The sequence below is a fragment of the Leifsonia poae genome (genome assembly GCF_050632865.1).
Lineage (GTDB): Bacteria > Actinomycetota > Actinomycetes > Actinomycetales > Microbacteriaceae > Leifsonia > Leifsonia poae_B.
Genome location: NZ_JBODSA010000003.1, coordinates 840,868 through 864,608, shown reverse-complemented (window position 1 = coordinate 864,608; position 23,741 = coordinate 840,868). Strand labels below are relative to the sequence as shown.

The 23,741-nt window shown below is 68.5% G+C and carries 24 protein-coding genes and 1 pseudogene; 9 read left to right on the top strand and 16 right to left on the bottom strand.

Annotated elements, in window-relative coordinates:
* The first annotated feature begins 137 nt into the window (after positions 1 to 137).
* From ACRAWB_RS14500 to ACRAWB_RS14485, 4 genes are all read left to right on the top strand, one after another.
* On the top strand, positions 138 to 806 hold the full coding sequence (locus ACRAWB_RS14500) for a hypothetical protein (RefSeq protein ID WP_431353956.1): 669 nt from the start codon (positions 138 to 140) through the stop codon (positions 804 to 806).
* Positions 807 to 1,137: 331 nt separating this feature from the next.
* Complete coding sequence (locus ACRAWB_RS14495) at positions 1,138 to 1,803, top strand: hypothetical protein (protein ID WP_431353955.1); 666 nt, start codon at positions 1,138 to 1,140, stop codon at positions 1,801 to 1,803.
* Between the two features lie 121 nt (positions 1,804 to 1,924).
* Positions 1,925 to 3,124: a 30S ribosomal protein S6--L-glutamate ligase gene (rimK, locus tag ACRAWB_RS14490; protein ID WP_431353954.1), complete on the top strand. Its 1,200-nt coding sequence runs from the start codon at positions 1,925 to 1,927 to the stop codon at positions 3,122 to 3,124.
* Between the two features lie 102 nt (positions 3,125 to 3,226).
* Positions 3,227 to 4,324 (top strand): hypothetical protein, encoded by a 1,098-nt coding sequence (locus ACRAWB_RS14485; protein ID WP_431353953.1) that lies wholly within the window; start codon positions 3,227 to 3,229, stop codon positions 4,322 to 4,324.
* Positions 4,325 to 4,386: 62 nt separating this feature from the next.
* Here the strand turns inward: ACRAWB_RS14485 and ACRAWB_RS14480 are convergent, their stop codons facing one another.
* The gene (locus tag ACRAWB_RS14480) at positions 4,387 to 5,340 is read right to left on the bottom strand and encodes a PrsW family intramembrane metalloprotease (RefSeq protein ID WP_431353952.1); all 954 of its coding nucleotides are present in this window, start codon (positions 5,338 to 5,340) and stop codon (positions 4,387 to 4,389) included.
* Between the two features lie 585 nt (positions 5,341 to 5,925).
* Here ACRAWB_RS14480 and ACRAWB_RS14475 point away from each other — a divergent pair.
* Positions 5,926 to 6,624: a hypothetical protein gene (locus ACRAWB_RS14475; RefSeq protein WP_431353951.1), complete on the top strand. Its 699-nt coding sequence runs from the start codon at positions 5,926 to 5,928 to the stop codon at positions 6,622 to 6,624.
* Positions 6,625 to 6,760: 136 nt separating this feature from the next.
* Here the strand turns inward: ACRAWB_RS14475 and ACRAWB_RS14470 are convergent, their stop codons facing one another.
* Complete coding sequence (locus tag ACRAWB_RS14470) at positions 6,761 to 7,324, bottom strand: TetR/AcrR family transcriptional regulator (protein WP_431353950.1); 564 nt, start codon at positions 7,322 to 7,324, stop codon at positions 6,761 to 6,763.
* Positions 7,325 to 7,419: 95 nt separating this feature from the next.
* On the opposite strand from ACRAWB_RS14470, the gene ACRAWB_RS14465 reads away from it, so the two are divergent.
* A complete protein-coding gene (locus tag ACRAWB_RS14465) occupies positions 7,420 to 8,325 on the top strand; it encodes an SDR family oxidoreductase (protein ID WP_431353949.1) in 906 nt (301 codons plus the stop codon).
* Positions 8,326 to 8,354: 29 nt separating this feature from the next.
* Here the strand turns inward: ACRAWB_RS14465 and ACRAWB_RS14460 are convergent, their stop codons facing one another.
* From ACRAWB_RS14460 to ACRAWB_RS14435, 6 genes are all read right to left on the bottom strand, one after another.
* Complete coding sequence (locus ACRAWB_RS14460; protein WP_431353948.1) at positions 8,355 to 9,992, bottom strand: amino acid permease; 1,638 nt, start codon at positions 9,990 to 9,992, stop codon at positions 8,355 to 8,357.
* A 37-nt stretch (positions 9,993 to 10,029) separates the two neighbouring features.
* Positions 10,030 to 11,457, bottom strand: a complete 1,428-nt coding sequence (locus ACRAWB_RS14455; protein WP_431353947.1) for a glutamate decarboxylase — start codon at positions 11,455 to 11,457, stop codon at positions 10,030 to 10,032.
* A 109-nt stretch (positions 11,458 to 11,566) separates the two neighbouring features.
* Positions 11,567 to 11,953 (bottom strand): META domain-containing protein, encoded by a 387-nt coding sequence (locus ACRAWB_RS14450; protein ID WP_431353946.1) that lies wholly within the window; start codon positions 11,951 to 11,953, stop codon positions 11,567 to 11,569.
* Between the two features lie 64 nt (positions 11,954 to 12,017).
* Positions 12,018 to 12,704 carry an esterase/lipase family protein gene (locus ACRAWB_RS14445; RefSeq protein ID WP_431353945.1) on the bottom strand — a complete coding sequence of 229 codons (687 nt, stop codon included), beginning with the start codon at positions 12,702 to 12,704 and terminating at the stop codon, positions 12,018 to 12,020.
* On the bottom strand, positions 12,701 to 13,456 hold the full coding sequence (locus ACRAWB_RS14440; RefSeq protein ID WP_431353944.1) for an alpha/beta fold hydrolase: 756 nt from the start codon (positions 13,454 to 13,456) through the stop codon (positions 12,701 to 12,703). The genes ACRAWB_RS14445 and ACRAWB_RS14440 overlap by 4 nt, the downstream gene beginning before the upstream one ends.
* Positions 13,457 to 13,478: 22 nt before the next feature.
* Positions 13,479 to 14,693, bottom strand: a complete 1,215-nt coding sequence (locus tag ACRAWB_RS14435; protein ID WP_431353943.1) for a zinc-dependent alcohol dehydrogenase — start codon at positions 14,691 to 14,693, stop codon at positions 13,479 to 13,481.
* A gap of 147 nt (positions 14,694 to 14,840) precedes the next feature.
* On the opposite strand from ACRAWB_RS14435, the pseudogene ACRAWB_RS14430 reads away from it, so the two are divergent.
* From ACRAWB_RS14430 to ACRAWB_RS14420, 3 genes and pseudogenes are all read left to right on the top strand, one after another.
* Positions 14,841 to 15,241, top strand: a pseudogene (locus ACRAWB_RS14430) (ChaB family protein).
* Positions 15,242 to 15,244: 3 nt separating this feature from the next.
* Positions 15,245 to 15,418 (top strand): hypothetical protein, encoded by a 174-nt coding sequence (locus ACRAWB_RS14425; protein ID WP_310132241.1) that lies wholly within the window; start codon positions 15,245 to 15,247, stop codon positions 15,416 to 15,418.
* A 175-nt stretch (positions 15,419 to 15,593) separates the two neighbouring features.
* Positions 15,594 to 16,400 carry a helix-turn-helix domain-containing protein gene (locus ACRAWB_RS14420; RefSeq protein WP_431353942.1) on the top strand — a complete coding sequence of 269 codons (807 nt, stop codon included), beginning with the start codon at positions 15,594 to 15,596 and terminating at the stop codon, positions 16,398 to 16,400.
* 262 nt (positions 16,401 to 16,662) lie between these two features.
* Here the strand turns inward: ACRAWB_RS14420 and ACRAWB_RS14415 are convergent, their stop codons facing one another.
* The 8 genes from ACRAWB_RS14415 to ACRAWB_RS14380 all read right to left on the bottom strand — a co-directional run bounded on the left by ACRAWB_RS14415 (position 16,663) and on the right by ACRAWB_RS14380 (position 23,721).
* On the bottom strand, positions 16,663 to 16,926 hold the full coding sequence (locus ACRAWB_RS14415; protein WP_431353941.1) for a DUF4190 domain-containing protein: 264 nt from the start codon (positions 16,924 to 16,926) through the stop codon (positions 16,663 to 16,665).
* A 78-nt stretch (positions 16,927 to 17,004) separates the two neighbouring features.
* On the bottom strand, positions 17,005 to 17,886 hold the full coding sequence (locus tag ACRAWB_RS14410; RefSeq protein ID WP_431353940.1) for a manganese catalase family protein: 882 nt from the start codon (positions 17,884 to 17,886) through the stop codon (positions 17,005 to 17,007).
* A 177-nt stretch (positions 17,887 to 18,063) separates the two neighbouring features.
* Complete coding sequence (locus tag ACRAWB_RS14405) at positions 18,064 to 19,239, bottom strand: MFS transporter (protein WP_431353939.1); 1,176 nt, start codon at positions 19,237 to 19,239, stop codon at positions 18,064 to 18,066.
* A gap of 4 nt (positions 19,240 to 19,243) precedes the next feature.
* Complete coding sequence (locus ACRAWB_RS14400; RefSeq protein ID WP_431353938.1) at positions 19,244 to 20,080, bottom strand: carbohydrate ABC transporter permease; 837 nt, start codon at positions 20,078 to 20,080, stop codon at positions 19,244 to 19,246.
* Positions 20,074 to 20,904: a carbohydrate ABC transporter permease gene (locus ACRAWB_RS14395; protein WP_431353937.1), complete on the bottom strand. Its 831-nt coding sequence runs from the start codon at positions 20,902 to 20,904 to the stop codon at positions 20,074 to 20,076. Before ACRAWB_RS14395 ends, ACRAWB_RS14400 begins: the two co-directional genes overlap by 7 nt.
* Positions 20,905 to 20,927: 23 nt before the next feature.
* On the bottom strand, positions 20,928 to 21,053 hold the full coding sequence (locus ACRAWB_RS14390) for a hypothetical protein (protein WP_431353936.1): 126 nt from the start codon (positions 21,051 to 21,053) through the stop codon (positions 20,928 to 20,930).
* On the bottom strand, positions 21,050 to 22,372 hold the full coding sequence (locus ACRAWB_RS14385) for an ABC transporter substrate-binding protein (RefSeq protein ID WP_431353935.1): 1,323 nt from the start codon (positions 22,370 to 22,372) through the stop codon (positions 21,050 to 21,052). Before ACRAWB_RS14385 ends, ACRAWB_RS14390 begins: the two co-directional genes overlap by 4 nt.
* A gap of 248 nt (positions 22,373 to 22,620) precedes the next feature.
* Entirely contained in the window at positions 22,621 to 23,721 is a 1,101-nt protein-coding gene (locus ACRAWB_RS14380) for a LacI family DNA-binding transcriptional regulator (RefSeq protein WP_431353934.1), read from the bottom strand.
* Positions 23,722 to 23,741 lie beyond the last annotated feature (20 nt).

Sequence of the window (23,741 nt, the reverse complement as noted above, 5' to 3'; positions counted from 1 at the left end):
TCGCCGCGGATATCGCTGAATGCAAGTAGTTCGACGGATCTTCGCGTTACCACTCGCCCGAGTGCACGGTCTCTTCAAGTGAATGGCCCGGCTCACCGATGGCCACATCTCATCCGAACGATCAGAAAGCCACACTCATGAAGAAGACCATCACCCGCACCCTTGCCGCAGCCGTGCTCGGCACGACTCTCGCTGTTGGCGGCGCCGCCCTGGCGGCCCTCCCCGCGAGCGCTGCCACCACCGTTACGGTGCAGGGCACCACCGGCGACTACGTTGGCACCGTCGCACTGAACCCCGGGACCAAGTTCAACCACACGGGCATCTACGACTTCTCCACCCCCGTGAAATCCGTCACCTACACGGTCCAGGGCGTCGGAACGGGCTTCGCACTCAGCGATGTTTTCGCAGGTCAGACGGTGAACTGGGATGCGAACAACAGCGCAACCGTCACGACGGGAACCGGAAAGTTCACGTTCACCAAGCTCTCACCGACGTCCACCCGAATCACTATCGACTACAACAACCCGGGGACGACGATGAATCTCTTCATTATGGACCCCATCAATACTTCTCCGACCGCTCAGGGCACGTTCACCTGGAATGTTGAGTCCGTCACCCCGTCTTCGACTGGAGTTGCCGAGGCGATCACTGGCGCGCCCAAGGTGACCAAGGTCGTCACCTGGGGAAACTTCGTTGACACCCCGGTGATCGCCCCGCTCATCGCGGGCATCGCCCTGCTCGGTGCCGCGGGCGCCGGCGGCGGCATCGCCCTCAGCCGCCGCAAGAAGGCCCAGGCCAACGCCTGACCTTCCTACTCCCACAGCGGGGGCGCCGGTCGGCGCCCCCGCTGTTTTCGTCATCGGGGCACACCGCCCGCCATGCCCACATGTCAAGCACCAAGCGGCGATCGTGCACCGCGCACTCGGCGGTCACCACATCCGGCCCGAGACCCGACGCGGATGCTCACCCTGCCCGTGAAATTCGCCGGAACCAGACTGCCAGACGCACCAGTCCCCGAAATGCAAGCAATTTTCGCATTTCGCGTCATCAATCGCCCGATCGCGCGTCTCTTCAAGTGATGGCCCGGCTCACCGATGGCCACAACGAATCCAACCGATCAGAAAGCCACACTCACTCATGAAGAAGACCATCACCCGCACGATTGCCGCAGCCGTGCTCGGCACAAGCCTCGCCGTCGGCGGCGCCGCCCTGGCGGCCCTTCCCGCCAGCGCCACTACTTCCGCAACGGTGAAGGATGTCGTCGGCGACTACATCGGCGCCGTCGCACTGAACCCCGGGCAGACGTTCAACCAGCAGGGCATCTACGAGTTCGATGCACCTGTCAGCTCCGTCACGTACACGGTCCAGGGCGTCGGAACCGGCTTCTCCCTCAACGACACGATCAACAACCAGCCGGTGACCTGGACGGGCAACGTGGGAACCGCGACGTCTGGCGCCAACGTGTACACGATCACCAAGCTCTCGCCGACGAGCGTGCGCGTCACCCTCGCCTACGCGAGCCCGGTGACCAGGGCGTACCTCAATGACCTCGCGGCTACCAACAGTTCCCCCACCGCGCAGGGCACGTTCATCTGGAAGCTCGAGTCCGTCACCCCGTCCTCGACCGGCGTCGCTGAGACCCTGACCGGCGCGCCCACGGTGACCAAGGTCGTCACCTGGGGTGAGTTCGTCGACACCCCGGTGATCGCTCCGGCGCTCGCGGGCATCGCCCTGCTCGGCGCCGCAGGTGCCGGCGGCGGCATCGCCCTCGGCCGCCGCAAGAAGGCCCAGGCCAACGCCTGACCTTCCTCCTCCCACAGCGGGGGCGCCGACCGGCGCCCCCGCTGTTTTGCATTCAGCCGGGCGAGCGTTCCAGTGTTTAGATGGGTGTCGGCCATTCCCCACCTTCGCAGGAGCTCCCCCAGTGAAACTCGCCATCCTCTCGCGCGCCCCGCACGCGTACTCGACGCAGCGCCTGCGCTCGGCGGCCGAGAGCCGCGGCCACAACGTGAAAGTGCTCAACACCCTGCGCTTCGCGATCGACCTCTCGGGCGAGGAGCCCGACCTGCAGTACCGCGGGCGGCTGCTGTCCGACTACGACGCCATCCTGCCGCGCATCGGCAACTCGATCACGTACTACGGCACGGCCGTCGTACGGCAGTTCGAGCAGATGGACGTGTACACGCCGAACACCGCGAACGGCATCACGAACTCGCGCGACAAACTCCGCGCGACGCAGATCCTGTCGCGCCACAACATCGGGATGCCGCGCACGGCGTTCGTGAACAGCCGTGCCGACGTGCAGATGGCGATCGAGCGCGTCGGCGGGGCGCCGGTCGTCATCAAGCTGCTGGAGGGCACCCAGGGCATCGGCGTCATCCTGGCGCCGGAGGCGAAGATCGCGGAGTCGATCATCGAGACGCTGCACTCGACGAAGCAGAACGTCCTCATCCAGAGCTTCATCGCGGAGAGCCGCGGGCGCGACATTCGCGCGCTCGTCGTGGGCGACCGGGTCGTCGCGGCGATGCGGCGCGTGGCGAGCGGCGACGAGTTCCGCTCCAACGTGCACCGCGGTGGAACGGTCGAGAAGGTGACGCTCACTCCGGAGTTCGAGGAGGCCGCGGTGCGGTCGGCCCAGATCATGGGGCTGCGCGTCGCCGGCGTCGACATGCTCGAGGGCAAGGACGGCCCCCTGGTGATGGAGGTCAACTCCTCGCCGGGTTTGGAGGGCATCGAGCGCGCGACCGGCCTGGATGTGGCGGGCGCGATCATCGACTTCATCGACAACCAGGTCGCTTTCCCCGAGATCGACGTGCGCCAGCGGCTCAGCGTCTCGACCGGCTACGGCGTCGCCGAACTCCTCGTTCACACCAACGCGGACCTCGTCGGCAAGATGCTCCGCGACTCTGGCCTCGCCGACCGCGACATCTCGGTGCTGACGTTGCACCGCGGCACCTCCGTCATTCCGAACCCGCGCAGCGGCGTGGTGCTGGAGTCGGGCGACCGCCTGCTGTGCTTCGGCCGGCTGGAGGAGATGCGGTCGATGATCCCGGACCGGCGCAAGCGGCGCACGAAGGTGCGGAAGCTGCCGAAGGAGGCGCAGGAGGCGCTGACGGAGGAGTGACCCGTTAGGGGGAGGGGGCTTCGCGGTCTCTAGGTATGAACCCGGCACACGAACCATCGGATAACCCGAGCCGGACGACATGCCTCCTCGAAAGGATCACCCGTGAAGATGTCCTTCAAGCGAACCATCGCGGGCGCGGTGCTCGGCATTACTCTCGCGATGGGCGGAATCGCGATCGCGGCCATCCCCGCCAACGCAGCCGTGAGCACCGTCATCCCGAACCCTCCGGCCGACCTGACCGAAGCCGTCGGCGCCAATTCGATTCAGTTTGTGCCTGCGACTTTCTCCGAGCCGCTGAACAGCGTCACGTACACGCAGACGATTTCCGGCAACAACGTCGCCTTCAGGAACTACTTCACCAGCACCGGCTACCCGATCACCTTCGACGGCAGCGGCAAGGCAACCCTCACGCTCGGTATTGCCACCTACCACTTCACGAAGGTCAACCCCACCACGATCGATATCACGATCGATTACCCGACACCTTCGATCCCGACCGGATTCCGCGGGTTCATGACGACGGCCGACGTGGACGCCCGGGGCACCACCACCTGGACCATGAAGAGCGCCACGCCCGCCTCGACCGGCGTCGCCGAGAACGTCGTCGCGAGCGTGTCCTACCTCACCACGTGGGGCAACCCGGTGGTGACCGTCGTCCCGAGCACTCCGGCCAACCAGGCCGAGGCGGTCGGCGCCAATTCGATTCAGTTTGTGCCTGCGACTTTCTCCGAGCCGCTGAACAGCGTCACGTACACGCAGACGATTTCCGGCAACAACGTCGCCTTCACGAACTACTTCACCAGCACCGGCTACCCGATCAACTTCGACGGCAGCGGCAAGGCAACCCTCACGCTCGGTATTGCCACCTACCACTTCACGAAGGTCAACCCCACCACGATCGATATCACGATCGATTACCCGACATCTTCGATCCCGACCGGATTCCGCGGGTTCATGACGACGGCCGACGTAGACGCCCAGGGCACCACCACCTGGACCATGAAGAGCGCCACGCCCGCCTCGACTGGCGTCGCCGAGAACGTCGTCGCGAGCGTGTCCTACCTCACCACCTGGGGTGACATCGTCGACACCCCGGTAATCGCCCCGGCCATCGCGGGCATCGCCCTGCTGGGTGCGGCGGGTGTCGGTGGCACGGTGTTCACCGTCCGCCGCAAGAAGAAGGCCGCGGCTGACGCCTGACCTTCCCGTCAAGACGAGGGGCTTCCGCAAGGGGCCCCTCGTTGCCGTTGTAGTGAGGCCGCTCAGACGATCGGCTGCTCCCTGAGCCGCGCGTGCTCGGCCCGACGGTAGTGCCGCAGGATCAGCCACAGCGTCAGCAGGCCGCCCGCGGCGACCACGACCAGCACCACGAAGTACAGGATGCCCGCCAGAGCCGTCACCGCATTCGCCGTCTCCGCCGTGAGTCCCCCGGCTGTCGTCAGTTCCTCCAGCGCGCGGCCGTTGGCGATCAGCGCGATGACGGCGGCGAGGTCTCCAGCCGAGTCCCAGAGCCCGTGCAGGACCGAGACGCCGAGGTACGTCACGACGATCCAGATCGAGAAGCGGAAGCGCGTGCGCCCGCGAGCCGCGCCGAACAGCACCGCGCCGAGCACGGCCGTCCACAGCACGTGACCCACCGGAGCGAGGATGGCGCGCAGCACCTCGGTCTGCAGCAGCGCGATGAGGTCGATTCCGCGGGAGGTGATCGCCGCGTTGAACGCGTATCCTGCCGACTCGAAGGCGGCGAAGCCTGCGCCGACGGTCGCACCTAGCAGTGCACCCTGCGTTGCAGTCTTCGGCACGACGCGCCAGCCGATGATGATCAAGAGCACCGCCTTGACGAACTCCTCGATGAGCCCGACGAGCAGGTAGAGGCCCCAGCTCTGGTGCAGGTTCACCTCGAGCAGGGAGGCGCCGAGGACGCCGAAGATGCCGCCGATGAAGAACGCGAGCACGAGCTGCAGGGAGCTGATGCTGCCGGTGACGCGCTCGATCGCGAACAGCACCACGCAGAACGGCACCAGGAAGCTGCCGAGCAGGATCAGCGTCGGGATCAGGTTCGTGTTGCCGGTGACCGCCGTGACGACGATCGTCAGAATCCACAGGGCGAGCCCGGTGAGCAGGGTTTTCCACCACCAGCCGTGATGGTGGTGCGGGTGCGGGGCGGGGGCGCTGTACGCCAGGCCGGTGACGGCGGCCGTCTGGGGCTCATCCATGGGGGTCATCATCCCACCGGGTAGGAGCGTGGCAAGCCCTGGAACACTCGAGTTTCGAGTGGGCGGAAAGGCTCACGCTAGCGCGCGGAAGGCAGCCACCCGCCCCCGCACCAACTCCGCCAGATCCAGCGCCGCGGGCGCGGTCACCCACCGCTCGAAAGCGAGACGGAACGCCGCCATTGCGAGCTTCAGCAGCTCGCGCTCCTGCAGGTGCGGTTGGCCGCGATCGCCGCTGGTCGCCCCTGAGGCTTGGGTCGCTTCCGCGGACTCTACGGCGCAGAACGGCAGCGTAGCTGCCGAGAAGGATCACCGTCACGAGCTGAGGTTGCTTGTAACCGCGATGACGAGATGGTCGCGATCCGCAGGGCGAGCCCGGTGCACGGCGTTTTCCATTCTCAGCGGTGATGGCGGGGCAAGCGGGACGAGCTCTCCAAAAGCGCAGCAGCCACCGAGCGCGAACCAATCTAAGAAATACATAGATCGGCGTCATAACGGCGCATCTGCTGCGTCTCTAGATATGAACTCGCATCCGGTCGCATCCCGAATCACTCGCACTGGATCCCTAGTCGTCCCGAAAGGACTCTCATGAAGAACTCACTCAAGCGCACCATCGCGGGTGCCGTGCTCGGCACCACGCTGGCCGTCGGCGGCGCGGCCCTCGCAGCCGTCCCGGCCAACGCGGCCAACCTGTGGGAGCCGGGCACCGTCTCGGTGACGCCCCAGACGCCGGGCACCGCCGGCGCGCTCAACTTCACCATGGTGTACAACGGCGCAGCCACCACCGCGTCGGGCGTCGATCTCACTTTGAACGCGCCCGCAGGCGTTCAGTTCCAGGCTGGCACCACCGGCGGATACAACGGCACGGGAGGAAACATCCGGATCACGCAGCAGTACACGGCACAGCCCTCCTACATCAAGTGCACCTGGATCTCCGCGTCGCAGGTCAAGTGCTCCGGCCCCGTGCTTGACGGCGCCGGTAACACGGCTTCGTACCAGGTGCCCCTGAACCCGGGCGACACCATCCTCGTCCGCACCACCGCCCTGGTTCCGGTGGGGTACAACGGCCCGGTGGAGGCTGTCACGGCCGGTGGCACCGTGACCACGGCTGCCGGCGTGCAGACCATCCCCACCACCGGCGTCGCCCAGATCGTCGGCACGCAGATCGTCGACATCCCGGTGATCGCCCCGGCGATTGCGGGCATTGCGCTGCTCGGAGCCGCCGGTATCGGTGGCGGCGTGCTCGCGCGTCGCAAGAAGGCCAAGGCAGCCGCGGCGAACGCCTAAGCAGTAACCACCCTCGGCGAGGGGTGCCCGCATCGGGCACCCCTCGCTTTCGCGTTTCGGAGGTTCACTGCCTCATGCTCGCGGCGGCATCGCTCAGCAGTCAGCTCGGGTGCGCTTGCATTCGAGCGCTCTCGCCTCACGCTAGCGCGCGGAAGGCAGCCACCCGCTCGCGCACCAACTGCCGCAGATCCAGCGCCTCGGACGCGGCCACCCAGCGCTCGAAAGCGAGCCGGAACGCCGCCATCGCGGCCTCCGCGGCGACGGACGCCTCCATCGCGGGCACGCCGCGTGACTCCAACGCGCGCGCCGACTCGGCCGCCACCGTCGCGAGCTTCAGCAGTTCGCGCTCCTGGAGGCTCCGATTGGCCGCGATCGCCGCGGCCCGGCGGCGCGGGAACTCGCGGTCGGGCCGGCTCTGCAGGAGGGCGGCCGCCGCCTCCATGCCGGCCGACGCGACCTCCAGCGGCGACAGCCCGGCCGGGGCGGCCTCGATCGCGGCGAGCACGCCGGTCTGGAACTCGTCGGAACCGGCGAACAGCACCTCGCGCTTGTCCGCGAAGTGGCGGAAGAACGTGCGCTCGGTCACGCCGGCGCGCGCGGCGATGTCGGCGACCGTCGTCTGCTCGAATCCGGGGTCCGCGAAGAGGTCGAGCGCCGCCTCCACGAGGCGTTCGCGTGCTCCCGGCTCCCAGCGTCCCACAGCTCCAGTGTAGTGATGACAGCGTCTGACATCGGTGTTATGGTGATGTCAGTCGCTGACGTCATTCTCTGACATGACATTGGGAGGAGCGCAGCATGCGCGTATTCGTCACAGGAGCATCCGGATGGATCGGCTCCGCCACCGTCCCCGAGCTCGTCGGGGCCGGGCATGAGGTCGCCGGGATGGCCCGGTCCGAGCGATCGGCCGCGAAGGTCCGCTCCGCGGGCGCCACGCCCGTGCTGAGCGACCTCGACTCGCTGGACACCCTCCGCGAGCAGGCCGAGGCGGCGGACGCGGTCATCCACCTCGGGTTCAAGCACGACTTCTCGGACATGGCGGGCGCGGCCGCCACCGAGCGCGCGGTCATGGAGACCTTCGTCGACGCCCTGGAGGGCACCGGCAAGCCTCTGCTGTTCGCCTCTGGCGTGGCCATGCTCACGCCCGGGCGCCTGGCCACCGAGGAGGACCCGGCACCCTTCAGCGGTCCGGACGCTCCGCGCGGCGGTGCCGAGGCGCTTGCCTTCGCGGCGGCCGACCGCGGCATCCGCCCGGTCGCCCTGCGTTTCGCGCCGACCGTGCACGGGCACGGCGACCACGGCTTCACGGCGGTGCTGACCGCGATCGCCCGCGAGAAGGGCGTGGCCGGCTACGTCGGCGACGGCTCCAACCGCTGGCCTGCGGTGCACCGCAGCGACGTCGCCCGCCTCATCCGCCTCGCGCTCGAGGACCCGGACGCGGCGCGGGTGGTGCACGCGGTCGCCGAGGAGGGCATCGCGGCCCGCACGATCGCGGAGGCCATCGGCGCGGCGGTCGGCGTGCCCATCGCCTCCATCGACCCCGCCGACGCGTCATCGCACTTCGGCTGGATCGGGATGTTCTTCGGGGCCGACATCCCCGCCTCGAGCGCCCTCACCCGCGCGCGCCTCGGCTGGGAGCCGGTCGGCCCGACCCTGCTCGAGGACCTGGCGGCTGGCGCGTACACCGCCGCTGCGGCCGCCTGACCGGCCCGCGAGCCCAGGGAAAGCGTCGCCTATTCAGCCGATAGGCGACGTTTTTCCTGTGCTCGGCGGCTGGGGGCTGGGCGGGCGCGGTTCGGCGTCGTCTCGCCGGGGTTGACCAGCACGTCGTCGAAGGTCGCCTTCTCCTCGGCGGTCCGCTGATCCCAGTGCGGCTTGCGCGCCGCGTAGAAGATGAGGGGAGGCACGCCGAGGATGACGACCACCACGGCGACCAGCAGCGGGTACGCCCATCCCGGAGCCCCTGCGGCGAACCCGGCCGGCGGGACGAACCCCAGCGCGAAGGCCGCGAAGCACGCGATGAAGCCGATCGTCGCGATGAGGCCCATCGCGGGGGTGCGGTAGGTCCGCTTCACCTCGGGATGCGTCCGGCGCAACCTCATGGCCGCCGCGAACATCAGCATGTACATGATCAGGTACAGCGCGGCCGCCATGTCCACGAGCAGGATGAACGCCGTGTTGATGTTCGGCACGAAGATGAACAGCGCCGCGAGCAGGGTCACCACGATCCCCTGCACATTCAGGATGCCGACCTGCACCCCGGCCTTGTTCCTCCGTTGCAGGAAGGTCGGCAGGTAGCCGGACCGGGCCGCCGCCAGCAGACCGCGGCTCGGACCGGCGATCCACGTCACGACCGACGCGAACGCGCCGAGCGCGATCAGCAGGGAGATGATCGGCGTCGCCCAGCCCATCCCCCAGGCATCGAAGTACGTCTGGAAGGCGAGATTGATGCCGGTGGTCAGCCCGAGCTTGCTCGACGGTACCGCGACGGCGATCGCGATGGTCGGGAAGATGAAGATGCCGAGGATCAGGATGGACGAGATCAGCACCGTCTTCGGGTAGCCGCTGCCCGGGTTCTTCATGTCGTTGGCGTGCACGGCGTTCACCTCCATGCCCGCGTAGGCGAGCACGTTGGAGACGATGAGCACGATGGATGCGATTCCGGTGAACGGCGGGATGATGTCGGACGCCTGCATCGGCGCCTGGCTGGTGTTGCCCGTCGCCAGCCAGATGATGCCGAACAGGATGAGCAGCACGCCCGGGAAGATCGTCCCGGCGAGACCGGACCAGGACCCGACCTTCGCGAACAGGTTGCCTCCGCGCAGGGTGATGAACGTCGAGAACCAGTAGATGACCAGGATCACGACCGCGGTATAGAAGCCGGAGTTCGCCAGGTTCGGGTCGAGGAAGACGAACGCCAGCGAGGCCGCGATGAACGCGATCTGCGTCGGATACCAGACGACGTTCTGCACCCACTGCAGCCAGATCGCCTGGAAACCCCAGCGTTCGCCGAACGCCTTCCTGACCCAGGTGAACACACCGCCCTTCCACCCCGTTGCGAGCTCGGCGGCGACCAGCGCCACCGGGATGAGGAAGAAGATCGCCGGGATGATGAACAGCGTCACCGAACCGAGACCGTACCCGGCCATGGCGGGCAGGCTGCGGAGCGAAGCCACGGCGACGACGGTCAGGATGGCGAGCTGCATCACGCTCATGAACTTCGTCGAGGTCGTGGCCGGCGCGCCGATCGCCGGCTTGTGCGTCACGGTGCCGAACGGGTGCGGCTTTACGTGGTCGACGGAGGGCGCAGGCGTACCGTCGGCGCGCTGCGGGGCCGCCGCGTGCTTGTGCGGCTCGGTGGGTGCGGTCATGGTCTGCTCCGCTCTGCGCTGCGAGCGCGTTCAGCACTCAGTGGGTGAAGGAGTGCGTCTGGCCTTCCGTGGGCATGGGCGCCTCGAGCGCGTCCAAGTAATCGGCCGCCTCCCGGATGTCGATCACCAGCGACTCGGCGAGGTTGCGGCTCAGGCCGTTGCGGACGACGATGCGCTGGACCGTGAGGTCGCTCAGGTCGTCCGGCATCGGGTACGCAGGGATGAGCCACCCCTTCAGCCGCAGCCGCTCGGACAGGTGGTAGAGGTTCCACTTGTCGGTGTGCCCTTTCTTCAGCTGCCAGGCGAAGACCGGGATGTCCGAGCCGTCGTTCCACAGCTCGAAGGCGGGCATCTTGGCGATCTCGCTCGAGAGGTAGAGCGCCACATCCTGAGACGCCTTCTGGACGCGGTAGTAGCCGTCGAATCCGAGGCGCAGGAACAGGTAGTACTGCAGCAGCACCTGCGCGCCCGGGCGGGAGAAGTTCAGCGCGAACGTCGGCATGTGGCCGCCGAGGTAGGTCACGTCGAAGACGAGGTCGGAGGGCAGGTCGTCGACGGTCTTCCAGACCACCCAGCCGAGACCCGGGTACACGAGGCCGTACTTGTGGGCCGAGGTGCTGATCGAGACCACGCGGTCGACCCGGAAGTCCCACTCCAGGTTCGGCTGCAGGAACGGCGCGATCATGCCGCCGGAGGCGCCGTCGACGTGGATCTTGATGTCGAGGCCGGTCTCCTCCTGGATGCGGTCGAGCGCCGCCGCGATCTGGTCGACCGGCTCGTACATCCCGGTGTAGGTCACACCCATGATCGCGACGACGCCGATCGTGTTCTCGTCGACGTACTTGTCGAGATCGTGGCCGTCGAGCACCTTGTGGTCGTCGCTGATCGGCACGTAGCGCGGCTCGACGTCCCAGTAGTTGCAGAACTTCTCCCAGCAGACCTGCACGGCGCTCGACATGATGAGGTTCGGCTTGTCGTACGGCTTGCCCGCGGCCTTGCGCGCGAGCTGCCAACGGCGCTTGAGGGCGAGGCCGCCGAGCATGCACGCCTCGGACGAGCCGATGGTGGAGGTGCCGATCGACTTCTCCGGGTCGGGGGAGTTCCACAGCCCCGCGACGATCTTCCAGCAGCGGGTCTCGATCGCGGCCGTCTGCGGGTACTCGTCCTTGTCGATCATGTTCTTGTCGGCGGACTCGGAGTAGAGGCGGGCGGCGTACTCGTCCATCCACGTGCCGACGAACGTCGCCAGGTTGAGGCGGGCGTTCCCGTCGAGCATCGACTCGTCATGGACGACCCAGTACGCGGTCTCCGGCAGCGACTCCGTGGGGGGAATGCGATCAACCGGCAGATCGGTGGCCTCACCCGGGCGGGCGAAGATCGGGTTGAGCTGCGTGCGGTCGTTGAACCCGGTGTAAGCGGTGGTGGGCGGTTTCGTGGCCGCCTTCTTGTCCTCGGCGATGGTCATTGCTTCACTCCTCGACGGCTCGTGATCCACCTCCCGGTCGGGCATGGCCGGGCGCGGCAGGCCACACGCTAATCACGCGGTCGTCGGTGTGGCTAGACACCGATTCGGCTCAGGACCCGGACCGCTTCAAGGTGCCGATCTTGCTTCCGCCGTCGTCGAGGACGGTCATCGTGTCGCCGCTGACGTTCCCCGTCGCGGCCTTGCTCAGCCACGTGTCGACACCCTCGCACGCCATCATCGTGGAGGCGATGGACCCGAAGGTGATCTCGTCGCCGTCGATCTGGCCCTGACCGCTCAGCCGGTTGCAGCCGTCACTGCCCGAGAACGTGCCGTCGTTCTGGATGTCGAGGTTGGGCTGGCCGGACGACGTCGAGCCCCAGCGGCCGACGACGGCGGCCCCGCTCGGGGTCCCTGCGCAGCCGGCGAGCGCGAGCACCGCCGCGAGGACGATCGTGGCCGCGGCTGCCCCACGGGTTCGGTGGACGCGGTCGTGCATGATTCCTCCCCGGTGGCCGTTCTGAGCGGCAGGGTAACGCCGGTGCCCCCGAGTGCGACAGGGGTCAGTCGGTGGCGGCCAGCACCTCGTCGACGACGGCCAGCAGCTCCGGCCGGGCCAGGATGCGAAAGTGGCCGCCGACGTCGAGCTCGATGTTGCGCGCGCCCTCCAGCCTGCTGCCGCCGGGGACGTGCGGGTCGAACCAGCCCCAGACCGACACGATCTGCGCGTTCACCGCCCGGCTGAGCGCCAGCCGCAGAAGGCCCGGAGTGTTGGGCATGAGCGCGCGGACGCTGGGGAGCGGGATGAAGCGTGCGAGCGACGACCCGGCGAACGGCGTCCCGACGGTGATGGCCGTGCGGATGCGCGGGCCGGAGTCGGGCATCCCCATGAGGTACTTCGCGACGAGGCCGCCCTTGCTGTGCGCGACGATCACCACGTCGTGGAGGTCGTGCTGCTCGAGGTGGCGGGTGACCAGGGCAGCGCCCTCCGGCACCGACATCCTGTTGTCGCCGAGGCCGGTGACGACGTGGACCGGGTGGCCGGTGGCGTGGATGTGCTGGCTCAGCGGACGCAGGAACCGCCAGGTCTCGAAGATGCCCGGCAGCAGGACGACGGGTACGCGGTGCCCGCTGCCGGCCACCAGCGCGTCCGGTGTGCTGCGGTCGAGCAGCGCGCGGAGCTGGTAACGGCCCGCGTACAGGTAGTCGAGGGCCACCACGCCCGCCTTGCGGAGGAGCGTCCGCTTCACCTCGGCACCGCCGCTCCCTGCCGGATGAGGGCGGCGGTGCGCCAGGGCGCGCCGTGCATGACGAGGTGGGCGACGCCGGGGACGGACGTGCCCGCCCCTCCGCTGCTCGTCGCCAGCTGCCCCACCCACGGGTCGCGCGCGATCGGGTCACGGGCCCCGCGGATGACGACGACAGGCACCCGGCACTGTTCCAGCTCGCGTTCGGTCTCGAACGCGAGCATGGCGGGGAGCGTGGCGAGGTACCACCGGATGCCGCAGTGCAGGTAATCGCCGATCACGATCCGGTTGCCGCGCGCGTCCTCCCGGAACATGTCGATGCCCAGAAGCAGCCCCGCCTTGAGCGCGTTGCGATCCTGCGGGGCCATCACCGGTCCGAGGAGGGCGAGGCCCTGGACGAGGTCCGGGCGGCGGTCGGCGAGCGCGATCGCCACCTGCGTGCCCATCGAGTGCCCGACGATCACCGCATCCACGATCCCGAGCCCGTCGAGCGCGAACGCCACCGCGTCGGCGAACTCCTCGATCGAGAAGCCCCGCACCCGCCGGAGCTCCCGCGCCTTTCCGAAGCCCGGAAGGTCGACCGCGACGACGCGCCCCTCCTCGGCGAGCGCCGGCACCAGCCGCTCGAAGTAGCGCGAGCTGACCCCGATGCCGTGGATGAGGACGAAGGTGGGCCCGTCGGCGGCGCCAGGACCGCGCTTGTCGACGGTGACCACGGCGGACAGCGTAGGCGAGGGCTCATGGTCGTCGGTCACGCCTCCACGGTATCCCCACCGATCACGCCGACGGGTCGAGGATCGTCTTCAGCCACCCCTCCTCGCGTCGATCGAAGCTCTCGTAGGCCTCGAGCGCATCCACCGCCCCGACCTCCTGCGTGATGAACGGCGTGGGGTCGAAGAGCCCGGCTGCGACGAGATCGATCAGCGGCGGCGTGACCGCCCGGTGGTTGCAGTTCCCCATGCGTACGGTGAGGTTCTTGTTCATCGCCGCGCCGATCGGGTAGTGCGCGAGCTGCGGCGAGTAGACGCCGATGATGCCGATGCGGCCGGCCTTCGCCACCGATTCGACCGCCCACTGCGAGACGAGCGTCGGCGCGTCGCCCGGCACCCACTGGTCGCCCTGCGGGTTGGTCTCGGGCGCGACCTCCTGCTGCGCTTCCTCGAACTGAGGCACCTGCTCGGCGGTCTGCTCCGCTGCCGGGCCGGTCTTGGGCCGCTGCGCGTCGACGCCGACCGCGTCGATCACGGCGTCCACTCCGGCGCCGCGGGTGAGTTCGAGGATGGTGTCGACCGGCGCCTCGCGATTGAAGTCGACGATCTCGGCGTTCTGCGCGAGCGCCTGAGCCAGGCGGGTCTCGATGCCGTCGACGGCGAACACGCGCCCTGCGCCCTGGCGGAACGCGGACGCGATCGCCAGCTGGCCGACGATCCCGGCGCCGAAGACCGCTACGGTGTCCCCCTTCTTCACACCGGCGAGCTCTGCCCCGAACCACGCGGTCGGGAAGATGTCGGACAGCAGGATCGCCTGCTCGTCGCTCACCGCCTCCGGCAGAGGGATGAGCGTGTGCTGCGCCCACGGCACGCGGGCGTACTGCGCCTGCAGACCGTTCACCGGGCCGGTCGTTTCGGGACCGCCGAAGAAGGACGTGCCCGCCGACGGGCCGTTCGGGTTGGCGACGTCGCACTGCGCCGTGTTGCCGGCGCGACACTGCGGGCAGACGCCGCAGGAGATGGTGGAGCAGACGATGACGCGGTCGCCGGGCGAGAAGCCGCGCACGGCGTCCCCCACCTCTTCGACGATGCCGACGGCCTCGTGGCCTAAGACGGTGCCCTCCTTCATGCCCGCCATGGTGCCGCGGATCATGTGCAGGTCGGTGCCGCAGATCGCGCTGGTCGTGATGCGGACGATCGCATCCGTCGGCTCCTGGATGGTGGGATCGGGAACGTCGTCGAGACGGATGTCTCCGACGCCGTGCCACACGATGGCCTTCATGTTGTCTCCCTCGGTCGGTCGTTCCAGACTGCAGCGGAGGGTACGCGCGCCTGCCGGGCGGCAACGAACCCGTTGAAAACTCGTCTGAGAGGGGTAGCTGTGGAGGAGTACTAGCCCCACCGGCGGCGGAAGGAGTACCACAGGATCATGCCCGCATCAGAGGAGCTTCCCTCCACCCTCGAGCGCTCCGAGAAGCACGCGCAGGCGCTCTGGTCGAAGGCGCACGACTCCGCGGTCAAGGAGTACGGCGAGGGCGAGCGGGCCCACCGCACCGCCTTCTCCGCGCTGAAGCACGAGTACGAGAAGGTGGGCGACCACTGGGAGCGCAAAGCGCAGAACGGACCCTCGGACCGCAAGGCCGCGGGGGTCGGAACACGAAGGCGAGCACGCAGGAGGGCGTCGACGCGAACGCGTCCAAAAGCCACCTGCTCGACGTCGCGAAGCGTCTCGACATCTCCGGGCGCACCCGGATGACGAAGGACGAGCTGGTCGACGAGATCAAGAAGGCCAACCGCCGCGAGAGCGCGGCCGCGCGAAAGAAGAAGTGACCTATGGGCGACGTGATCGCGTTCATCCTGTGCTTCCTGCTGTTCCTGGTGGGAATCTTCCTGCTCGGGCTCGCGGACACGCTGCCCGCGTTCCAGGGGCTGGTGTTCTTCGCCGGCATCCTGTGCATCGCGCTGTCGTTCGGGATCCCGGTCCACGTGCTCGGTCACGCGGACTGACTCGTCCCCTGGTCACTGTCAGGGGCTCGGGATAGCGTTGACGGATGGCTGATATCACGCGCCTGCACAGCCACACCTCCGACCCGGAGGAGGCGGATGCGGCGATGGCTGCCGCCGGGGGCGGTTCGAGTTCGCGCAGCTCCCCCAGAACGACTTCGCTTTCGAGGTCGATCAGGTGATCGATCCGTCGTTCTCGGTCGCCCGCTACGCGATCGGGGGTGAATGGGAGACGTCCGGCGACTTCGACGACGTCGTCATCGTCAACGTCAAGAGCGACGTCTACCGCTGGGAGATCGACGGCGAGCGCGGATTCGGTTCGCGCGCGCCCTTCCTCATCCGGCCAGGGCATGACTTCACCTGTTACGCCCGGGACAGCGACGTAGTGAACATCTTCCTCTCCCCTGATGTGCTGCGGGATGTGGCGGCCACCGCGTTCGGTCATGAGGGCCCGGTGGTCTTCGGCTCGGCCGAGACGATCGACCCGCGGCGCGCCGAGTACATGATGACCGCCGCGACGGTGGCGTCCGAATACATGGAGTCGGGCACGTTCCGCCACCCGTTGGTGCGGGCGAGCCTCTTCCACACGCTCGCCATGGCGGCGCTGCAGTGCTTCCCTCTCAGTGCCGATCCAGCCGAGCGGCCGCTCTCTGCGGCAGCGCTGCAGGAGAAGCACCGCCTTGCCGTGCGCTTCATCGACGACCACGCCTCGCTGCCGATCACGGTCGGCGACATCGCGAACGCGGCCGGCATCACGATCACCCAGCTGAATGCGGCCTTCCGCGCCCACCACGGCACGACCGCTCGCAGCTACCTCTGGACCGTGCGGCTGTCCGCCGCCCGCACCGACCTGCTGGTCTCCGATCCCACGTCCACCGATCTGGCGGAGCTCGCCGGACGCTGGGGCTTCGCCGACCTCGACCGCTTCACACGCGGCTATCGCGCCCAGTACGGCGAAGGCCCTGAGGCGACGCTCGGCCGCTGAGTCGAGCCGAGGCGCTGAGTCGCTACTCACTCAGTCGTGTAGGGGAAGCAGTGGCAGACGCTCAGCGCGCCGTGGACGATGATCTCTGGACCGATCCCACCGCGGAGATGGTCATCCGCGATGCGGGCGAACACCGCCCTGGGCACGTTCCACGTGATGCGAAGGTGCCGCATGAGGAGTGACGACTAGCCGTAGTAGCTCGCGCCTCCGGCGGTCGCCGCGGCGGCGATGAGGACGATGAAGAAGAAGCCGAGGACCGCTGTCAGCGCGAGGGAGCAATAGCCGATGATGACCGCGGCCAGTGCGAGGCCGCGGCCGCTCTCCCCGTCCGCTTGATCTGCGAAAGCGCGATGTGGCCGCAGATGATGCCGGCGAGCGCGACGACGAAAGAGCAGACGAAGGCGACGATCGCGAGCGCATTCGTCGAAGGACTCGCCGGCTGTGGCGCGGGCGGGTAGCCGGCAGCGCCGTACCCGGGCGCGGAAGGGATGGTCGGCTGCTTGGGGGCCGGCGGGACGGACGTCATGGTGTCTCCTCGTCGTCGGAAAGGGGTCTCACCCATTCAGACGACGAGGAAGCCGCATCATGACGCCCGCCCGCGCGGTCATTCCTTGTGCAGCTTGTCCTGGACCGCTCCGGCGACCTTTTCGACGGTGTTCGGCAGCTCGGTGGTGCCGTAGAAGCGCGAGTCCGGATGCGTCGGCGGCGGCATGGGCACCGTGGCCTGCGGCCCGTCGAGATACGTGAACTCGCCCTTGCCGTCGGGCGTGGGTCCGCTCGCCCAGCGCCCTTCCGCGGCGGCCGGGCCGTCGGAGAAGTTGATGTACTGGTAGGCGACGTCGCGGTCCTCCTTGCTGAGCGGGAAGTTGCTCGGCACCGGCAGGTCCTCCGCGCCCTCCTCGCGCAGTTCGGCGGCGGCGGCGATCCACTGGTTCTGATGCATCGTGTCGCGCGCCAGCAGGAACGAGAGCAGGTCACGAACGCCGGCGTCGTCGGTCATGTGGTACAGCCGGGCGACCTGGAGGCGGCCCTGCATCTCGGCGTTGGCGTTGGCGGTGAAGTCGGCCAGCAGGTTCCCGCTGGACGTGATGAAGCTGCCCTGCCACGGGTTGCCGTTGCTGTCGACGGGACGCGCACCCGCGCCCGCTACGATCGCGTGCTGCACGTCGGTGCCTCCGACGACCGCGGCGACCACCGGGTCGTCCTGGACGGCGTCCTCCGTGATCCCGAGCGGGGACTTCTCCAGCAGCTGCGCGATCATGACCGCCAGCATCTCGACGTGGCCGAACTCCTCCGCGCCGATGCCGAAGAGCAGGTCACGGTACTTGCCCGGGATGTGGACGTTCCAGGCCTGGAAGCCGTACTGCATGGCGACGGTGATCTCGCCGTACTGGCCGCCCAGCACCTCCTGCAGCTTGCGGGCGTAGACCGCGTCCGGCTTGTCCGGCTTCGCGGTGTGCTGCATCTCCTGTCGGTGGAAGAACATGGGTTCCCCTTTCTGGTGTGTGCCACCAGAGGAGCCCCCTAATCCGCCCGATCCCAGCCGTTGACAGGTCGTTCTACGGCGGGGTCAATGGGCACCAGTCTGATGCCCATCTAGTGGTCCCGACACGCCGTTATGGGTGGTGTCGTAACGGCGTGTTGGGACCAGTAGATGCCGGCGTCACGAAGGCGCGTCAGCGGGGGCGGCGGGCGGGCGCGGGCGCAGGCCCGGCGCCAGCGGGAGGAGCGCGGCGGCGACGGAGGCGACGGTCGCCGCGACGAACGGGCCGGCGGGGCCGAGCGCGTCGCCGAGGACGCCGGCGACGGCCGTTCCCGTCGCGGCGCCGATCAGGCCGGCCGTGTTCAGCCAGCCGAACGCCTCCGGGGTGGACGACTCCGGCAGCGCGGCCGACACCATCGCGTAGAGCGCGGCGAGCGACGGCGCGAATCCCAGGCCCGACAGGAACAGCACGCCGTACAGCAGCGGGATGCCGGGCACCAGCCCGGCGGCGGCCGTCGCCACGGCGACCCCTCCCAGGATCGCGGCCAGGGCCCGCGGGCCGATACGCCGGTGGCCGAAGGCGATGCCGCCGACCAGGGAGCCCAGGCTCGAGACCGCGATCGCGACCCCGGCGAGGACGCTGTCGCCGTCGAACCGCGCGATGAGCGCCAGCTCGAGCGCTCCGAAGGACGCGATGAGCGCGAAGCTCGCGGCGGCCGCCAGCCGGACGGCCCGCGTAAGCAGCACCACGCCCGGGCGCGACTCGCTGCGCGGCAGCCGCACCCCAGCGATGTGCGGTGTGAGCAGGAACCACGCCGTCCCGCCGAGCGTGACAGCGGCGGCCAGCGCGAGCGGCGCCTGCGTCGACACCGCCCCGCTCAGCAGCGTGGCGGCGACCGGGCCGGTGATCCAGATCAGCTCCTGCGCCGAGGTGTCGAGCGCGAAGAGCGCCGGCACCGCCCGTCGCGGCACCAGCCTCGGGTACAGCGCGCGCACCACCGGCATGAGCGGCGGGACGGACGCCCCGATCACCCCGCCGAGCACCAGCATGAGCGCGGGCGACGGCGGCCCGAATGCGAGCATGAGCATCCCGGTCGCGTTCAACAGCGCGGCGGCGAGCACCGGCGTCCGGATGCCCAGCACGCCGACCGACCGGCTCACCAGCGGCATCGCGATCGCCTCGCCGACGCTGACGCATGCGACGACCAGCCCGGCCAGCGCGTACGACCCGCTCGCGTGCCGCACGTACAGCAGCACCGCCAGCGACAGCATCCCGAGCGGGAAGCGCGCGACGAGCTGCGAGACCGTGACCCGGAGAACGCCGGGGACGCGAACGAGTTCGAGGTACGTCCGCACCCCGCTACTTGCCCACGCCGCCGGCGAGACCGCGCACGAAGTAGCGCTGGCACACGAAGAACAGGATCACCATCGGGAGGGCGGCCATCACCATCCCTGCGAAGACGACCGGATACTGGGTGCCGTTCTTCGACATCATGTCGGCGAGGCCCACCGGCAGCGTCTGCACGCCGGTGCCGCTGGTGAAGATCATCGCGAACAGGTACTCGTTCCAGTTCTGCAGCACGTTCAGCACGATCGTCGTCGCGATGATCGGCATGCTCATCGGCAGGATGATGCGCCAGAACGTCGCGGCACGCGAGGCGCCGTCGATCGAGGCTGCCTCATCCACCTCGCGCGGCAGGTCGAGCATGTACGCGCGGATGAGGAACACCGTGAATGGGATGCGGAACGCCGTGTAGAGGATCAGCAGGCCGAAGAAGGTGTCGTACAGCCCCCAGGCCTGGAACAGCTTGACCAGCGGAATCAGCGCGACGGTCGGCGCGAGCATCAGGCCGGCCAGCACGATGACCGTGAAGGTGCGGTTGAGCGGGATGTTGATGCGGGTCAGCCCGTACGCGGCCCACGCGCTGATCAGCTCGGTGATGAGGGTCGCCAGCACGGTCAACGAAACGCTCGTGAAGACGAAGTCGCCGACGCCCTGGTTCCACGCCTTGCCGAAGTTCTGCCACAGCCACTCGGTCGGGAGCGCGAACGGGTTGCCGAACAGCTCGGTGTTCGTCTTGAGGGCGTTGGTCACCATCCACAGCAGCGGATAGAGGACGAGCACCGCGAGCGCGATCAGCAGCGCCCACATGAGGGCGGTGCGGACACCACGGCCGAGACGGGCGAGGGCTACCATTCCACTCTCCTCTTGCGCGAGTAGCCGAGCTGCGCCGCGGCGAGCAGCAGCGTGATGATGAAGATGGCGACGCCGATCGCGGCGGCCGAGCCGAAGTCGTTGGTGACGAAGCCGGCGTGGTACAGCCACGTGCCGAGCACCTGGCTGGAGTTGTTCGGGCCGCCGCTGGTCATGACCATGACCTCGTTGAAGACCTGGAAGGCGCCGGAGATCGTGACGATCATCATGAGGCCGGTCATCTCGCGCACGAGCGGCAGCGAGACCTGGAAGAACCGGCGCACCGGGCCGACGCCGTCGAGGTTCGCGGCCTCGTACAGCTCCTGCGGGATGCGCTGCAGCGCCACCGAGAACAGGAGGACGCTGTAGCCGAAGCCCTGCCACTGGCTCATCGCGATGATCGCGAAGATCGCCGTGCCCTCGTGGCCGAGCCACGCCTGCGAGAACTGGCCGAGGCCGAGGTTGGCGAGGAAGACGTTCAGGAGGCCGGTCTGCGGCTGGTAGATGAAGTAGAACAGCAGGCCGGCGACGGTCAGCGAGATCGCCGACGGGATGAAGTAGATCGCGCGGAACGCCTTGCGCCAGCGCTCGCTGCGCACGCTCTCCACGATCGCGGCGAGGACGAGGGCGCCGAAGACCTGGAAGACGATCGAGATCGCGGCGTACCAGGTGTTGTTGCCGAGGGCCTTCCAGAAGATCGGGTCCTGCGCCAGCTCGGCGTAGTTGTCCACGCCGACGAAGGTCTGGTCGCCGCTATAGATGTTCCACTTCAGGAAGCTGAAGACGATGTTCTGGAGGAGCGGCCAGTAGACGAAGATCGCCAGCACGGCCAGCGCCGGGACCAGCCAGATCAGGCCGCGCCAGCGGCGGCGCCCCGCTTCGCCGCCTTGGGGGCGACGTCGCCCGGGGCCGGGGCCGTCCGGCCGCGGTCGATCCGCGGCCGGACGGGAGCCTGTGGCGCCTGGGTGGTGGTCATTTCGCCTTCTCGGACGCCTGTCGCACGGCCTTCAACGCGGCCTCGGGGGTGAGGCTGCCGGAGACGAGACCTTCGGAGACGGAGACCCACGCGTCGCCGACGGACGGCACGTTGGCCATGTCCAGCCAGACAACGGTCGACTTCGCGTCGTTCACGAGCTTGGTGCCCTCGGCGACGGCCGGGCTCGACGTCTGGTCGGTCACCACATCCTTCACCGCGCTCGGCTGGCCGTAGGGCGGGGAGGACAGCGTGGTCGCGTTCTTCTTGTTCATGACGAACTTCATGAAGTCGAGGGCGAGCGCGGCGTTCTTGCTCTTCTTGTTGATCATGTAGCCCTCGGGCGCGGCCTCGAGCGTCGAGGTGTCGCCCTTGGCGCCCTCGGCGGCGGGGAGCTGGAAGATGCCGAAGCCGTCCTTCTTGAGCTGGCTGTCGTCGGTGTTCACCGAGTCGAACTCGATGAGCTCCTGGTAGTACATCGCCGCCTTGCCGGTCGACTGCTGCTGCTGGGCGGTCGTGTACGTGACGCCGTTGGAGTTGCCCGCGTCGCCGGTGCACTGGGTCACCAGCTCCTGGAACTGCTTCATGCCCTCCAGGTAGCCCTCGTCGGTGTACTTCGCGGTCTTCGGCAGCAGGTCGGCCTCGAGGGTCTTCTGCGGGACGTCGTAGGCGAAGAGCTGGCCGAGGTAGTGGAGGCCGGGCCAGCCGTCCTTGTTGCCGAATGCGATCGGCGTGATGCCCGCGGCCTTGATGGTGGAGCAGTCGGAGATCAGCTCTTCAAGCGTCTTCGGGACGTCGAGGCCGAGGTCGGAGAAGACCTTCTTGTTGTAGCCCATGAACTTGCCGTCGACGTACTGCGGGATGCCGTAGTACTTACCGTCGTACTTGAAGGCGTTGAGCGATCCCTCGCCGAAGGTGTCGCCCCAGGCGGTGCCCGGCGCGATGACCGAGGTGAGGTCGACCGCGAGGCCGTTGGCGGCGAAGTTCTCGCCCCAGTTGCCGGCGTAGCTGAAGTAGATGTCGGGCAGCGACTGCGAGCCGATCAGGACCTTCTCCTTGTCCTTGATCGCGTTGTCGTCGGTCTCCTGCGCGAGCGTGATCTTCACATCCGGGTGGAGCTTCTTGTAGTCCTTCACCAGGTCCTCGAAGTACGAGCCGAGCGGGTCGCCCGCGGCGGCGGTGAGGATGCTGATGCTGCCGGAGTAGTCCGGCTTGGCGCTGATGTCGGCGCTGGCGCCGCCGCCGGAGGAGCAGGCGGTGAGCGCGAGCGCCATGACGCCCGCTGCCGCTGCCGTGATGGTCCTGGTCTTCTTCACGCTCATCTCCCGTCGTGCGGGTCGGTGCGGTCGGGTTCGTCCGCTGACCCGTCTTTGGATCGTGGGTCGCATCGCGCGACCGATTGCGATGACTATACGGGATTTTGGTACCGGTATCAACACTGCCCAAAGGCTCGCATTCGCCTCCCTCCTTTTCGTCAGTTGCTCGTTGTTGCTGCGCGCGACGGCGTGGCGACCGCAACAACGAGCAAGTCACCGAGAGTGGGTGGGGTGGGGCGCAGGGGAGGGAGCGGCTAGGCGCGGGAGGGCGGCGGGGCGACGGAGTCGCGCTCGATGAAGTCGGCCTCGAGGACGTGGGTGGCCACGGGCGCCTCGCTGCCCGCGACGCGGGCGAGCAGGCACTCGGCTGTCAGCTCACCGAGCTGGTGCATGGGCTGGGCGACGACCGACATCGGCGGCGTCATCACACTCGCCCACGAGCTGTCGTCGAAGCCGATCAGCGACACGTCCTCCGGGCAGCGCAGTCCGCGCTGCCGCATGGCGCGCAGCGAGCCGGTCAGCGCATCCGTCTCGGTCGCGAAGATGGCGGTCGGCGGGTCGGACAGCGCCAGCATCCCCAGCACCGCCCTGGTGGCCTGCGACTCGTTCTTGAGCACGTGCGTGACAAGCGACGTGTCGAAGGGGATGCCCGCGTGCTCCAGCGCCTCGAGGTAGCCGAGCAGGCGCTCGCCGTCCGACCACAGCGCGTGGTCCAGGATGCGGCGCAGGTCGTCCGCGTCGGCCGCCGGCTCGTTGGTGACCGGACCCCAGACGAAGCCGATCCGCCGGTGCCCCTTCTCGATGAGGGACAGCACGGCCTGGCGAGACGCCTCGCGGTTGTTGATCACGACCGCGTCCGCATCCACCGTGTCCACGAGTCGGTCGAGCAGCACCAGCGGGATCTCGCGCTTGGCGACGATCTCCAGGTGCGGCAGGGACGCCGACCGGCCGGCTGCGGGCGCGAGCGCGATCCCGTCGACCTGCTTGTCGACGAGCACGTCGATCGCGGCCGCCTCCAGCTGCAGGTTCTCGTCGGTGCTCAGCACCAGCACGTCGTAGTCGGCTTTGCGGGCGGCGTCGCTGATGCCGCGCAGCACCCCTGCGAAGAACGGGTTTCCGACATCCGCGAGCACGACGCCCAGCGTCCGCGTCTCGCCCGTCGTCATGCTGCGGGCGATCGTGTTCGGGCGGTAGCCGAGCTCCTTGGCGACCGCGAGGATGCGGTCCCGCGTCTTCGGGCTCACCGAGCCGTAGCCGCCGAGGGTCCGGGCGACGGTCGCGCGGCCGACGCCGGCCGCGGCCGCCACCTCGGAGATCGTCGGCGAGGGAGTGCGGTGGTCCCGCTCCGTGGACATCGCCACCCCTTCCTGATCCG

Coding starts and splice junctions, on each gene's coding strand:
- ACRAWB_RS14500 (WP_431353956.1), top strand. CDS start 138: ATGAAGAAGACCATCACCCGCACCCTTGCCGCAGCCGTGCTCGGCACG.
- ACRAWB_RS14495 (WP_431353955.1), top strand. CDS start 1,138: ATGAAGAAGACCATCACCCGCACGATTGCCGCAGCCGTGCTCGGCACA.
- ACRAWB_RS14480 (WP_431353952.1), bottom strand. CDS start 5,340: ATGGATGAGCCCCAGACGGCCGCCGTCACCGGCCTGGCGTACAGCGCC.
- ACRAWB_RS14475 (WP_431353951.1), top strand. CDS start 5,926: ATGAAGAACTCACTCAAGCGCACCATCGCGGGTGCCGTGCTCGGCACC.
- ACRAWB_RS14465 (WP_431353949.1), top strand. CDS start 7,420: ATGCGCGTATTCGTCACAGGAGCATCCGGATGGATCGGCTCCGCCACC.
- ACRAWB_RS14460 (WP_431353948.1), bottom strand. CDS start 9,992: ATGACCGCACCCACCGAGCCGCACAAGCACGCGGCGGCCCCGCAGCGC.
- ACRAWB_RS14455 (WP_431353947.1), bottom strand. CDS start 11,457: ATGACCATCGCCGAGGACAAGAAGGCGGCCACGAAACCGCCCACCACC.
- ACRAWB_RS14450 (WP_431353946.1), bottom strand. CDS start 11,953: ATGCACGACCGCGTCCACCGAACCCGTGGGGCAGCCGCGGCCACGATC.
- ACRAWB_RS14435 (WP_431353943.1), bottom strand. CDS start 14,693: ATGAAGGCCATCGTGTGGCACGGCGTCGGAGACATCCGTCTCGACGAC.
- ACRAWB_RS14425 (WP_310132241.1), top strand. CDS start 15,245: ATGGGCGACGTGATCGCGTTCATCCTGTGCTTCCTGCTGTTCCTGGTG.
- ACRAWB_RS14415 (WP_431353941.1), bottom strand. CDS start 16,926: ATGACGTCCGTCCCGCCGGCCCCCAAGCAGCCGACCATCCCTTCCGCG.
- ACRAWB_RS14410 (WP_431353940.1), bottom strand. CDS start 17,886: ATGTTCTTCCACCGACAGGAGATGCAGCACACCGCGAAGCCGGACAAG.
- ACRAWB_RS14400 (WP_431353938.1), bottom strand. CDS start 20,080: ATGGTAGCCCTCGCCCGTCTCGGCCGTGGTGTCCGCACCGCCCTCATG.
- ACRAWB_RS14390 (WP_431353936.1), bottom strand. CDS start 21,053: ATGACCACCACCCAGGCGCCACAGGCTCCCGTCCGGCCGCGGATCGAC.
- ACRAWB_RS14385 (WP_431353935.1), bottom strand. CDS start 22,372: ATGAGCGTGAAGAAGACCAGGACCATCACGGCAGCGGCAGCGGGCGTC.
- ACRAWB_RS14380 (WP_431353934.1), bottom strand. CDS start 23,721: ATGTCCACGGAGCGGGACCACCGCACTCCCTCGCCGACGATCTCCGAG.